The organism is Parabacteroides vesiculifaciens, assembly GCF_049860805.1.
GTDB lineage: Bacteria > Bacteroidota > Bacteroidia > Bacteroidales > Tannerellaceae > Parabacteroides.
The window spans coordinates 2,534,238-2,547,223 of sequence record NZ_CP187555.1 but is presented as its reverse complement, the minus strand read 5'-3'; the positions used below and the strand labels follow the sequence as shown (position 1 = coordinate 2,547,223).

10 protein-coding genes are annotated in these 12,986 nt (G+C 40.8%); 4 read left to right on the top strand and 6 right to left on the bottom strand.

Going from position 1 to position 12,986, the window contains the following annotated elements; all coding sequences use genetic code 11:
- Positions 1 to 58: 58 nt before the first annotated feature.
- The 4 genes from ACPYIV_RS10395 to ACPYIV_RS10380 form a co-directional block, all read right to left on the bottom strand.
- Positions 59 to 1,837 carry a RagB/SusD family nutrient uptake outer membrane protein gene (locus ACPYIV_RS10395; RefSeq protein ID WP_425886470.1) on the bottom strand — a complete coding sequence of 593 codons (1,779 nt, stop codon included), beginning with the start codon at positions 1,835 to 1,837 and terminating at the stop codon, positions 59 to 61.
- Between the two features lie 11 nt (positions 1,838 to 1,848).
- Positions 1,849 to 4,860 carry a SusC/RagA family TonB-linked outer membrane protein gene (locus tag ACPYIV_RS10390; RefSeq protein WP_425886469.1) on the bottom strand — a complete coding sequence of 1,004 codons (3,012 nt, stop codon included), beginning with the start codon at positions 4,858 to 4,860 and terminating at the stop codon, positions 1,849 to 1,851.
- A 10-nt stretch (positions 4,861 to 4,870) separates the two neighbouring features.
- Positions 4,871 to 5,275: a hypothetical protein gene (locus ACPYIV_RS10385; protein WP_425886468.1), complete on the bottom strand. Its 405-nt coding sequence runs from the start codon at positions 5,273 to 5,275 to the stop codon at positions 4,871 to 4,873.
- A gap of 176 nt (positions 5,276 to 5,451) precedes the next feature.
- Positions 5,452 to 6,339 carry a FecR family protein gene (locus ACPYIV_RS10380; protein WP_425886467.1) on the bottom strand — a complete coding sequence of 296 codons (888 nt, stop codon included), beginning with the start codon at positions 6,337 to 6,339 and terminating at the stop codon, positions 5,452 to 5,454.
- A 582-nt stretch (positions 6,340 to 6,921) separates the two neighbouring features.
- Between ACPYIV_RS10380 and ACPYIV_RS10375 the strand changes: the two genes are divergently transcribed.
- The 3 genes from ACPYIV_RS10375 (at position 6,922) to ACPYIV_RS10365 (ending at position 9,537) form a co-directional block, all read left to right on the top strand.
- Complete coding sequence (locus tag ACPYIV_RS10375; protein WP_425886466.1) at positions 6,922 to 7,833, top strand: Rpn family recombination-promoting nuclease/putative transposase; 912 nt, start codon at positions 6,922 to 6,924, stop codon at positions 7,831 to 7,833.
- 768 nt (positions 7,834 to 8,601) lie between these two features.
- Positions 8,602 to 8,868 carry a hypothetical protein gene (locus tag ACPYIV_RS10370; RefSeq protein ID WP_293733558.1) on the top strand — a complete coding sequence of 89 codons (267 nt, stop codon included), beginning with the start codon at positions 8,602 to 8,604 and terminating at the stop codon, positions 8,866 to 8,868.
- Positions 8,869 to 8,955: 87 nt separating this feature from the next.
- A complete protein-coding gene (locus ACPYIV_RS10365; RefSeq protein ID WP_293741069.1) occupies positions 8,956 to 9,537 on the top strand; it encodes an RNA polymerase sigma-70 factor in 582 nt (193 codons plus the stop codon).
- Positions 9,538 to 9,595: 58 nt separating this feature from the next.
- Here ACPYIV_RS10365 and ACPYIV_RS10360 read toward each other — a convergent pair whose 3' ends face one another.
- Both ACPYIV_RS10360 and ACPYIV_RS10355 read right to left on the bottom strand, forming a co-directional pair.
- The gene (locus ACPYIV_RS10360) at positions 9,596 to 11,176 is read right to left on the bottom strand and encodes an Rne/Rng family ribonuclease (RefSeq protein ID WP_293733560.1); all 1,581 of its coding nucleotides are present in this window, start codon (positions 11,174 to 11,176) and stop codon (positions 9,596 to 9,598) included.
- Positions 11,177 to 11,403: 227 nt separating this feature from the next.
- A complete protein-coding gene (locus ACPYIV_RS10355) occupies positions 11,404 to 11,676 on the bottom strand; it encodes an HU family DNA-binding protein (protein ID WP_008148996.1) in 273 nt (90 codons plus the stop codon).
- A gap of 193 nt (positions 11,677 to 11,869) precedes the next feature.
- Between ACPYIV_RS10355 and mutY the strand changes: the two genes are divergently transcribed.
- Positions 11,870 to 12,955 (top strand): A/G-specific adenine glycosylase, encoded by a 1,086-nt coding sequence (gene mutY / locus ACPYIV_RS10350; RefSeq protein ID WP_293733561.1) that lies wholly within the window; start codon positions 11,870 to 11,872, stop codon positions 12,953 to 12,955.
- Positions 12,956 to 12,986: the final 31 nt, after the last annotated feature.

Genomic DNA, 12,986 nt, shown 5'->3' with positions numbered 1-12,986 from the left:
ATACAAAAGATTTACAAATATAACCTACCGGTCGATAATAACCGGTAGGTTTAGAAAATTATTGTTGATCGTCTATGGCTGTTAATGGAGGAATATTTTTTTCGTACCCGATATAGCCTTTATTCTGGTTAATGGTTCCTCCTTGGTTGCTATCGATGGCATTTGCCGGGATGGGCCAAAGGACATGGAATGGGCTTATTTTGAATACGTTTGTTCCCCATAAGATATCACCTGCCTTATAAAATTCATTTTTGGCAACAGTCCGGTCATACCAGAAATTTTTTTCGGAAAAATTTTTTAAGGAATAGCCGTTTAACCCTTTTTCTGCCATGATAAAGGCGATTCTGGTTAATTCCGTTTTTCTGAATTCTTCTGCGAAAAGTTCTCTGGCTCTTTCATCTAATATATACTCTATTGAAACTTGTGAAGCTACAATAGGATCGGCTTTTGCGCGTACTCTTACCGAGTTTATATCGGCAGCGGCTTTATCTGTTTGATTTAGCCAATAGTAGGCTTCTGCCCTTAAAAGATAAGTCTCGGCCAATCTGAATAAATACCAGTCCGAATGTCCTCCATATGGCTGATCGGGTCTTTCTTCATCTTCGACATATACTTTGTAATAAGGGAAAGGATACCAGCAATGGATGGTGTCTTTGGGATTTGTGTATTGTATCTGTACGGGTTGTCCGAAATATTTGGAAGATGGATTGTTGTAAATGAATTTATCGACAGAGAACCAGTTTACTTGATTGTCATGCCTCAAGTCCTTATTACAGTTATTCCATATTTCATAATTGTAATAACTGCAAGGCCGGACATAACCAACTCCTCTTCCTATTTTTATGACAAATTCATTTCCTTGTGTGTCGATAGTTCCTCTTTTTCCGTCGGGATCTTTCATGTAGGACGAATTCCACCAAGAGGGAACATAGCGACGCATAGCCTGGGTGCCTCCACTTATTTCTGCTTCCGGAAATCCGTAACGTTCCTGTACGACAAGGATGCCTTCTTTATTTGAAGATGAGCTTTTATTGTCTTTTTGATGGAGATCCCAGATCGTATTAAACTGAGGATCGGAAGCATCTACCCCGAAGCGGTCAGTCATTAAAAAGTGAATTCCGTCGTTAATGACCGCAGAAGAGGCGTCGACAGCTTCTGTGAATTTTCCATTTGACAGATATATTTTTGTAAGCAAATGGTTGCCGGCAGCCTTAGAGACTGCTCCGGGAACAGCTGTTTTGGGTAGCCACTGGACAGCCCATGCTAAATCTTCTTCTATTTTTGCAAGTATCGTTTTTCGTGAGTGCGTATAGAAGTCGATTTTAGGAGCCGTATGTTCTATATTCAAAAAGGGGACATCTCCATATAAATGGACTAATCTATAATACCAATAGGCTCTGTGAAAATATGCTTCGGCAATAATTGCATTTTTGATTTCTTCTGTGTCGAATTTGCCATTGTCGATACGCGACAGAATAACATTCGCATTTCGTATCTGGTTATATCCTCTTGTCCAGATCTCATGGAAGTCATAGGTCGTACCGGTCCCTGTCGGTAATACTTGAGTATCAAAATTATGTATGGCATTAGCTGCTTTATTGGCACTGATTGCAATATCTGAGGCGATTAATTCAGAAGCCAGGCCCCCTCCTTCTCCATAGAAATCGGGGCGTAAGTTTTTACGGAGGTTAACCAGTATTCCGTCAAATCCGGCCTTATCCGTATAAATAGATTCCGGAGTGAAGATAGAAAGGGGCTTTATCTCCAAGAAATCGTCTCCGCATGAAACGGTTGTAAACAGAGACGCACAAATGATATATTTTATCCAGTTTTTCATAACTTGTTTATTTATAATGTGACATCAATTCCAAATGTAAAGATTCGAGGCATAGGAGTGTTTCCAGATTCAGGATCCCAACCAGACCATTTTGTGAAAGTTAGCAGGTTACGTCCACTCAAATATACTTTACAATGTCCTACTTTCAGATTTTTGAGAATATTTTCCGGGATATTGTATGCTATGGACAAGTCTTGCAAACGTACAAAACTGCTCCTTTCATAAATGTTATATCCAGGTGTGTTTACCGTATTTAACCGTGTATATTTGTTTGTCGGGGTTTCCGGAGTCCAGTAAGGCAATGCATAACTGTTGGCTCTATCCTCGACATTAGACGTGTTGCTCAATAGACTGTTTGCTCTCCAATGTCCTAAATCTGCACGGAGGAAACAAGAAATCTGGAAGTTTTTGAAAAGAGTAAAGTCATTTCGAAGCCCTAAACGGAAGCGTGGCTTTGTATAACCTTGAAATACTTTATCTTCCTGAGTAGACACTCCGTCCCCATTAGGATCGTATAATTTGACATCGCCAGGAGCTTTCCCGAATGATTTAGCCAATTCTTCTTCTCCAAGCTGGTAAATACCAAGGAATTTGTAATCCCATATCCGATCTATTGATTGTCCGATAAACCATCCATTGTCGATATCATCACCTTCTCTTTGTCCGATAACATTGCCATTTTCGTCTAAAATGTTGATTGTTTCTCCATAGAGATGTTTGATCTTGTTTCTATTAAATGAGAACGTCAATGTCGAGTTCCAACTGAAATCCTTATTTTGGATATTATAGCTATTAAGAGTCATTTCAAACCCTTTGTTTTGCAATTCTCCCATATTAGACATTACATTGTCGTATCCAATAATTGTCGGTAGGCTGCGTTTTAACAACAAGTCATTTGTAATCATGCTATAATAATCGACCGAACCATTTAACCGGCTATCTAAAATGGAAAAGTCCAGACCTAAATTTAAAGCTTTAGTCTTTTCCCATTTTAGATATTGGTTCGCCAGTGAACTACTGTATATACCTGAGATCAATGTGCTTCCAGTCAGGTATTTGTTTGTTTCAAGTTTTGCCAATGCATCATAAATCCCTATATCCCGGTTACCGTTTATTCCATAAGAGGCTCTGACTTTGAGATTATTTATCCATTTGATATTGAAGAACGATTCGTCTGATAAATTCCAGGCTAAAGCTCCGGATGGAAAAGTAGCGTAAGGATTTTCCATACCAAAAGCCGAATATCCGTCTCTACGAATAGATAGAGTTAGGAAATAGCGATTCATGAGCGTGTAATTCAGACGGCCCATTATTGCGGTACCGGTCGAATAAGTATCTTCGTTTTTAATAGTTGGTGATCCTCCCGTCCCTAATTGATGGAAGCCCAATGCTTCACTGGGGGTAAAATTTACATTTTCACCAGTATCTTTCCATGTTTGTTTCTTTTCTGCATTGTATAAGAATGTTGCATAAAAATCATGAACTCCAAAAGTTTTTTTCCATGAAATGATGTTGTCTATTTGCCATTCGTAAAGCGAATAATTGATACGCCGCCCGAAGCCGCCTGTCTTGTTGCCACTTGGGATACTTGACGAATCATAGTAATAGTTCTTTTGCCAATCATAGCGATTGATATAAGAAACTTTGTAACTAAAACCGAATGGCAGTTTCAGGTCGGCATACATGGTGGCAAACAGGTTTTGGGTGACATTGAATTTGTCCCGTTTTCTGTATAAAAGAAATGGGTTTTGTTCAATTCCTGAATCGTCATGAGGATACCATTTTAGTTCTCCGTTTTCATCATAAGGTTGTCCTAGAGGACTCTGGCGGCTTATATTCGATAATTTGATGGCTTCATTACTTTCATCTTTGTTGCTAAATTGAGCATTGATTCCCACAGTCAGAAATTCGGCAACTTTGGTATCTGCATTAATACGGGAACGGATTGTTTTATACTCATCTCCTTTTATATAACCTTGATTGTCTGTATAGCCTAATGACCAGTAATATTTAGTTTTGCCAATGCCTCCGGATATGTTGACATTGTAGTTTTGCCTTAATCCGGGACGTGTAGCTTCACCATACCAATCATAGGCATTCTCATTCAGATAGTTTTGTTGTTCGATATCACGCAAATTCAGACGTGTCATCCAAGTCAGAATTGGATCGGACTGGTATGAAGCATCGTAATTTTGCCAAGTATCTACGTCAATGCCTTCCGGTAACTGATTAGGATTGTTGTAATATCCTTCTGGCTTGTCTGGATTTATTCTGCGTTGGAAATCTTGTCTGCGTTGGATGAATCCAGATAAATCATTCGGTTTGATTTCGTTGGTAAAATCTGTTAAACCCAGTTGTGCGGAGAAATTTATACTCATTTTTTCCCCTTTGCCTTGTTTGGTATTGATGATTACAACACCGGCGGCAGACCGTGAACCGTAAACAGCAGCAGAGCTGGCATCTTTCAATACGTCTATAGTTTCGATATCCGATGGATTGATGTCATTGATAGAACCATTGAAGATAACCCCGTCCAATACAATCAAGGGTGAATTGTTGGCTGAAAGTGAAGCGGGACCTCGTATTTCCATTTCACTAGCTCCGGAAGCAGAAGTCCCGATGTTAGAGTTAAAACCAGCAACAGTTCCATTCAACATATCCAATACGTTCGTACTTTGCTGAGTGGCATATTTATCGGCTTTTACCTGGGCGATGGCCCCGGTAAGGTCTTTTTTCTTTACAGCTCCGTAGCCGATTACGACAACTTCCTCCAAGGCTTGCTGATCTTCTTGCAAAACCACTTTTAAGATGGATTTCCTGTCAATTGTGATTTCTTGTGTGTTGTAGCCGATATAAGATATTTGCAAAATATCTCCCTCGCTTGCTTCCAGGCTGAATTTGCCGTCGACATCGGTAATAGTGCCGGTTGTGCTACCTTTTACTAAGACGTTAGCTCCGATGACAGATTCTCCTTGTGTGTCGATGACTGTTCCGGAAATAGTTTTGATCTGTGCTTTGAACAAGGCAATGTGCTTATTTGATATACGAAAAGAAATATTTCTTTTGCTGCGGAATAAGTTTCGCAGCAAAAGAAATATTTCTTTTGCTGCGGAATAAGTTTCGCAGCAACTCGTTTAGATCCATATTTGTTCCCTGGATAGAGGTTTTTTCGTTTCGGTCGATCTCGGATGTGTTATAAACAAATTTGTATCCGGTCTTTTCCTCTATTTCTTTGAAAATCTCTTCATATGTTGCATTCTGCTTATTCAGAGACAGTTTTACCGCTTGTGCATGAACGAAGGTAATATTGACGAACAAAAACAATAAAAGAAGTCCTAAAAGATTGATTCCGTGTTTGAAAATTCTTTTTAAAGAGGAATAATGTTCCTCACAGGTAAAATCCTTTGGATTTTGCCTGATAAATAAAATTTTATCCATAATTTTGTATGTATTAATTTTTAAAATTGGCAGGTGTGCTATCTGCCGATTAACAATGTAGAATTTGGGAATGGTCGCAACATTCCCAATTCTTTTTGTATGTCTCTCTATTAATTAAATCTTGTTTTTCATGTACTGTCCATAATCGTTTGTCTTTGTGGTTTAACATTCTGTATTTATTGCAGGAAAATTTCTCCTTTCCTTTTTTCTATTTTGTATCTGGCTGAGATTTGCAAAACTGATAGTATTTCTTCCAATGTCTCTTTCTCTGTGAAGTTGGCATTGAAAGTCTGTTTTTTCAGGTTTTCGTTTTGAATATGTATTTTCACATGGAAAGCCCGTTGTAACTCTTGCATGATATCAGCTAATGAATTGTCTTTGAATTTGAATATTCCGGTAACCCATGATATCGTATTTTCCGGACGTATAGTTGAAATACTCAGCTTGTTATCCGATTTAAGAAAAACTGCTCGTTCGCCGGGTGATAATATCCGGTCTGCCGTTTGCGATTGATTCGTGTATTTATACAACCCGATTTTTCCGGTAATAAGAGTGATCTCTGTTTTTTCCGATTCTGCATCTACGTTAAAGGTTGTACCCAACACTCGTATTCCAATTCCATCGGCTTGAACGATAAAAGGTCTCTTTTCATCTTTCCGGACTTCAAAGAATGCTTCCCCTTTTATTTCAACCTGGCGGATTTGTTCGCTGAACTCTCTTGGATAACGCAGGCAGGCGTTCGCATTTAACCATACGACACTGCTATCCGGCAATGTGATTTTGGTTTTTGCATCGGGGACGGCTGTTGTCTCATAATAAACAAGTTCCTGCTCCGGCTCTTTATCGATCAGCAAGATGCTTGTAACTAACAGAAGGGCAATGGAAGCCGCTATAGAGAAATATTTCCATGCGGAGTTTCCTTTATCGGCATAAGATATGATGACAGGTCGTTTGACTCTGTCTGTCAAACGATCGGACATCTGCTTTTCATCAAAAGGCAAAGACTTGAAGCGTATGCGCTTTGTCAGTGATTCGAGTTCTTTATTGTTTTGTTTATTTTCCATCTTATTCCGATACCTTTATAAATAAAGATGACAGGTAAAGTGAAAAACTCCTACTCGGGATGCAAGAAAAAAATAAAAAAAGGATTCCGTAAATACTACATGACTGTTCGATCTCACCTTTTGGCATATTTGACTCCTCATTTATAGTTCCTATCTTGCAGATCCTGAAATAAATCCCTAGGGCACACCAAATTCATTTTTAAGCGATACGATCTTATGGGCTACATAATATAAGGAATAATCCATCCCTGCTACAAGAAAACTTATCTACATAGGCATAAAAAACATCGGAGTGCCTGTAAATTCTGTAATCAGTGCCAGTGATTATAAAATCAGTGCCAGCAATTATATAATCACAACCACTGATTATAAAATCACTGACACCGATTACAGAATTGGCAGGCACTTAAGAAAGAATTATTCGGGACAAAAACGGGTTTTTCTCTCCATAGAAATAAAGAATTGTTACTGCTGGATTTGGTGCGGTTGCCCTAATAAATCCCTCAATATGTATTCGATGTAAATAATAATGCCTACATTTACCGCATGCCTGCTATTGGGCATAACTAAAACATTTTAGCTATGAGTAAATTTGTCAATCCTTTTTCGGACTACGGGTGGAAGTTGATTTTCGGGAGTGAATTAAGTAAAGATCTTATCATCAGTTTTCTCAATGAAGTTATCCAGCAAGAAGTGATAGTCGACATCACGTTTCGGAACGTCGAGATGCTCGGCCTGAAACAAGACCAGCGTCGGGCTGTCTTCGATATCTTTTGTGAGAACGAAAAAGGCGAAGTGTTTATTGTCGAGATGCAGAAAAGCCGTCAGAAGTATTTCTCCGACAGAGTTTTATACTACGCTTCGTTTGCTATCCAGCAACAGACGATGATCGTAAAGGAAAAGTTGGAGAAGGAACCCGACGAGGTGGTTCGTAAGCGCTGGAACTACCAGATCAATAAAGTGTACGTCATTTGTGTCCTGAATTACATCATGGAACCGTCATTGCCAGACAAATACCGCTGGGACATCGTCCGGATGGATCGTGAGTTGAAGGTTCCGTTTAGTGAAACGCTTAATGAAATCTATCTTGAAATGCCGAAATTTGTATTACCTTTGCATGAGTGTGATACGCTTTATAAGAAGTGGTTATATGTCTTAAACAACATCGAGATCATGGAACGATTACCCCAAGAACTGAACAATCAGATATTCCGGAAGCTGAAAAGCATCGTGGAGGTAGAGCGCATGACTCCCGACCAGCGCTTAGAATACGAATTGAGCCTTTCCGTCGAACGCGATCTCTCCGCCGCCCTCGACACCAGTTTTGAAGATGGGATGGAGAAAGGTAAAGCGGAAGGTAAAATAGAAGGTAAAATGGAAGGCAAAGCGGAAGAACAGCGCCTTATTGCTGCCAATTTTAAGAAACAGGGAGTAAATATCGAAACGATAGCGCAATGCACCGGTTTGTCGGTGGAAGAAATTAGCGGTTTGTAAATCTTCGATGCTTATCAATAAAGTCAGCCGGGTTGTTTAAAAGTATAACAATCCGGCTGATTTTGGTTTACCTATTAGCATAAATGGTTCTACTCCACCCAGAAGATAACAGGATAATATTTAATGTGTTGTGGGCAGAGCAGAGCCCTGCCCCTACGGAATGACAATCATTTTGTATAACCCTGACATCCATGTTTCATACCGGTAAATCATCATTTATGATTCACATTTTCCTCTATTGGCATATTGTCACATTATCCAATTGGTTCATTATTTCCTCGTATTGAATATGAGAAATAATTTCAAAATCAACAGGTTGTTAGATTATATACATTATATTTGTAATCTTGATTAAGTAATTAGTAATGATAAACTAAAAAAGGTATGGATTATCATAGTTTGAAATATTATTAATATGTATATTTGCGACAAGAAAAGGCTTTTAAGTTGAAAGCCTGTGTTGCGTGCGATATTTGTGCGATGAAATGAAAATCGGCTAAATTTTCTTATCTACTCATGCACAAAGAAGGCCCCGCAACCCTTTACCGGATATACGTGTTATCTATGCAATGTTGTATAGGTAAATTATTGTATATAGATAAAGGGGGCGTGCGGCTGACTTTATGGGTGGATGGGTCTTAGCCGAACCTTCGTTTCAGTAAAGTTCAGTCTGCCGCCCTTCTTTTTTATGGATGGGCCACTTCTTGGATAAAACCACATATACCATTTGCAACTTTAGAATAGTAATTAATTAAAGCAGGATGGTGTATGGATGTTTGTAGCATGGATGAGATTCAAAATCTTTTTATTATCTATTCCGTTTGTTTTGGTGGGCATTTTCCGGAGTTGGGATTCTTTTGTGATGAAAAAGAATTTCGGATACACCATGTTATCCGTAAATATAAAGATGTCACCGGGGTGAGTTATACCCCTTCGCACTTCCTTATTGAAATAAGAAAGGAATACCTGATCTATCTGCCGCTACTGAGTGGGGCTGAATTCCGTATCATGGTGAAGGGTAAAAGTTTTTCATGAAAAAAACATTTTTGTCTTTGGGTGATGTCTTGAAGAAATTTTAGTTACATTTACTGGCTAATATATTATAAAAAGACTTTATCTGAGATGGAAGAGGGGAGTATCATATCTCTTTTTGAAAAAGTAGTGAAGGGAGATGAGGCAGCGTTCCGGATATTATTTGAGACCTATTCCCGGTGCCTGTTTCATGTGGCCTATTACTATCTGAACTCCCGTGAACTGTCTGAAGAAGCTGTTTTGGATGTCTTTACTGTCATTTGGCAGAAGCGGGAGGCACTGTCGCATGTGAAAGAACCGGAACGTTATTTGTATATATCCGTGAAAAACCAAGCTTTGCATTATCTGAGAAGGGGATATGTGCAGGAAAAGGATGCTTACTCTTTGTATGAGATCGAACTGGTTCCGGATTCGGACACACCTGAAAAAAGTTTGATGGATGAAGAATACCGGATGTTAGTCCAGCAGGCGATCGATTCTTTGCCGCCTAAATGCAGGGAAGTTTTTCGCCTTGTGCTTTCCGATAAATTGAAGAATCGGGAAATTGCCGATGTATTGGGGATTAGCGAGAAGACGGTGAACATACATATCGCTAAGGCGTATGAACGTATCGCGGCATATGTCAACCGTCAATATAAACAAATGAAAGGCTTTTTGCTTCTTCTCTTTTAGTCAGGAGCATAGATGAAAAAATCCCCGAGCTTTTATGTAGGCCCGGGGACTTTTGATTTTACTTGATTTCTTTCTCTTCCATCATGTCCAGTTCGTTCTTGTCGGAGTCGATAAACTTGTACTCCAGAAAGCCCAGACTTTGATTCGGGATCACTTTAATACCCATCGAGTATTTCAGTTTCCATTTCCAACTGAGCGGGAATCTTCCGCTCTTAATAAATGCTGCAACATAAGGATGTACGTGCAGGGCGAATTTCTTCACGTTGTGTTTTTTAACCAAACAGTCGATCTTTCCTTCCAGGCTGTCGGTAAACAGGATAGAGGGTTTGATAGTGCCCGTACCGAAACAGGTCGGACAGGCTTCGGATGTATCGACATCCATTGCCGGGCGGACACGTTGGCGGGTGATCTGCATCAGGCCGAATTTACTCAGCGGCAAAATGTTATGTTTTGCCCGGTCGTTAGCCATCGCTTTCGTCATGTGCTCGAACAGTTTCTGCCGGTTGGCAGCTTCTGCCATATCGATATAGTCGACTACAATGATACCACCCATGTCGCGCAGGCGTAATTGACGGGCAATTTCGTCTGCCGCTGCCATGTTGACGTCGATAGCTGTTTTCTCCTGGGCATCACTGCCTTTGGAACGGTTCCCGCTGTTCACGTCGATAACGTGCATGGCTTCCGTATGTTCGATGATCAGATAGGCTCCACTTTTGTACGTGACGGTGCGTCCGAATAGGGACTTGATCTGTTTTGTGATTGCAAAGTTGTCGAAGATAGGAAGTTCGCCGGTATACTGTTGTACGATCTCTTCCCGTCCGGGGGCAATCAGGCTGACATAATCACGGATGTTGTGATAGATGTCCGCATCATTCACGTAAATGTTCTGAAAAGAAGGGTTGAAAATGTCGCGCAACAAAGCCACTGCCCTTGCCGTCTCTTCATAGATGAGCGCAGGAGCTTTTACTTTGGTGATCTTAGGAATATTGTCTTCCCAACGTTTCAGTAATGTCTTCAATTCATGATCGAGTTCGGCAACGCGCTTTCCTTCCGAAGAGGTACGTACGATTACGCTGAAATTCTTCGGCTTGATACTTTGAATGAGTTGGCGTAGACGGGCACGCTCTTCGCTCGATTTGATTTTTGTGGAAACCGACACTTTGTCGGCAAACGGTATCAGCACGATGTATCTTCCGGCAAAAGAAAGCTCGGAAGTCAGTCTGGGACCTTTTGTTGAAATCGGCTCTTTGGCGATCTGCACCAGCACTTCCTGTCCGACTTTGAGCACGTTGCTGATGCTTCCGTCTTTTTCGATTTCGGGAAGCAATTGCAGTTTGGAGATGGCGGGAAGTTTTTTCTCTCCCTTCTGTTCTCCCAGTGCCTGCTTAAGGAATTTCTGCTGGGTGTTAAAATTAGGACCTAAGTCCAGATAGTGAAGAAATGCATCCTTTTTATAACCTACATCAATGAAAGCAGCGTTTAACCCCGGCATCAGTTTCTTAACTTTGCCCAGATATATATCGCCGACGGCAAAAGAGACGTTGCGGGCTTCCTTTTGGAGCTCGACAAGGTTCTTATCCTCCAGTACGGCTATAGATACCTCTTTGGGTTGTACGTCAACTACTAATTCACTAATCACTATAAAAAGAGGTGTTTAAATGTGAGACCTTATTAAATACGCAAAGAACAAACTTAAAAGGTCTCTTATTAAGTTTGTTCTTCAGAGTTGCTCAAATAGACTTATTTTTTCTTATGTCTATTCTTTTTTAGTCTCTTTTTGCGCTTGTGCGTAGACATCTTATGTCTTTTTCTTTTCTTTCCGCTAGGCATTGTTTTAAAATTTTAAATTAAACTATAATAACTCGATTACTTTACTTCGTTCAGGAAAGTCTTAGCCGGCTTGAATGACGGAATGTTGTGTTCCGGGATGATGATCGTAGTATTCTTTGAAATATTACGAGCAGTCTTCTGGGCTCTCTTCTTAATCACGAAACTTCCGAAACCTCTCAGGTATACGTTTTCACCCTGAGACAACGAACTTTTTACGATATCCATAAAAGATTCTACGCTGCTTAACACTGTCTGTTTGTCGATACCAGTGCTTTTTGAAATTTCGCTAACAATATCTGCTTTAGTCATGTCTATAAATTAATTAAATAATTGATTTGGACCTATTAATTTTTTGGAATGCAAATATATAGCTTTTTATTTAAGTGGAAAAAGAATTGTCAACCAAATTTTAAGAAAAAAGTTTCCTTACAATCCGTTAGAACTGTGTATGTTTGCAGTAATCAATTAGTTGCAGGCCTGAAGAAGACTAAAAAAGAGCTGTATGTCGCAGATAGAAAACGATTTAGAAACCAGCCGTTTGTTGCGTGACTGGTATCGAAAACATAAAAGGGAGTTGCCTTGGCGCGAATCTTCCGATCCCTACATCATCTGGATATCCGAAATTATCCTTCAACAAACACGGGTGGTCCAGGGGATGGATTACTTTATCCGTTTCACCGGACGGTTCCCGGATGTGGCCTCGCTGGCCTCGGCAGAGGAAGACGAGGTGTTGAAATACTGGCAAGGGCTTGGCTATTACAGCCGCGCCCGTAACCTGCATACCGCGGCAAAAGATGTGATGGAGCGTTTCGGCGGGGTGTTTCCCAACCAATATAAGGATGTGATCTCCTTGAAAGGGATAGGGGAGTATACGGCTGCCGCCATCGTTTCGTTTGTCTGGAACCAGCCGTATCCGGTAGTGGACGGGAATGTCTTCCGGGTGCTTTCGCGCCTGTTTGCGGTGGGCGCTCCTATCGATACGGCTAAGGGAAAGAAAACCTTTACGGAGTTGGCCGGCCTGGTGATGGACCCGCAGCATGCCGGACAGCATAACCAGGCGATAATGGAATTGGGCGCCCTGCAATGCGTGCCGCAAAATCCGGATTGCGAAGCCTGTCCGCTGAAAGAGCGTTGTGCTGCGTATGCGGCGGGCGATGTGCAGGATTATCCGGTGAAACAGCATAAGACCAAGACGCGTGACCGGTATTTCCATTATTTATACATTATATATAAAGGGAAAACCTGGTTGTCCCGCCGGAAAGGGAAAGATATTTGGGAGGGGCTTTACGAATTCCCGCTTATTGAAACAGACAAGGCTATGGACTTTGCTGCGTTGCAGGCGACCGATGCTTTTCGCCGGTTGTTCGAAGGGGCGGGGAGGCTGAATGTTTCGGTGGATTTGCAAGGCGTGAAACACGTCCTGTCCCATCAGATCCTGTATGCCGCTTTCTACCGGATAGAGATAGAGCGTGAGAACGATGCTCTGAATGCTTTCCTCCCTGTGGCGCGCGGGGATGTGGAGAAATATGCAGTTCCGCGCCTGATACATATTTATTTGGAGAAATTAGGAGGAAACTTGTCAGAATGATTGAATTTATGTTTCTTTGTAAACAAATAAA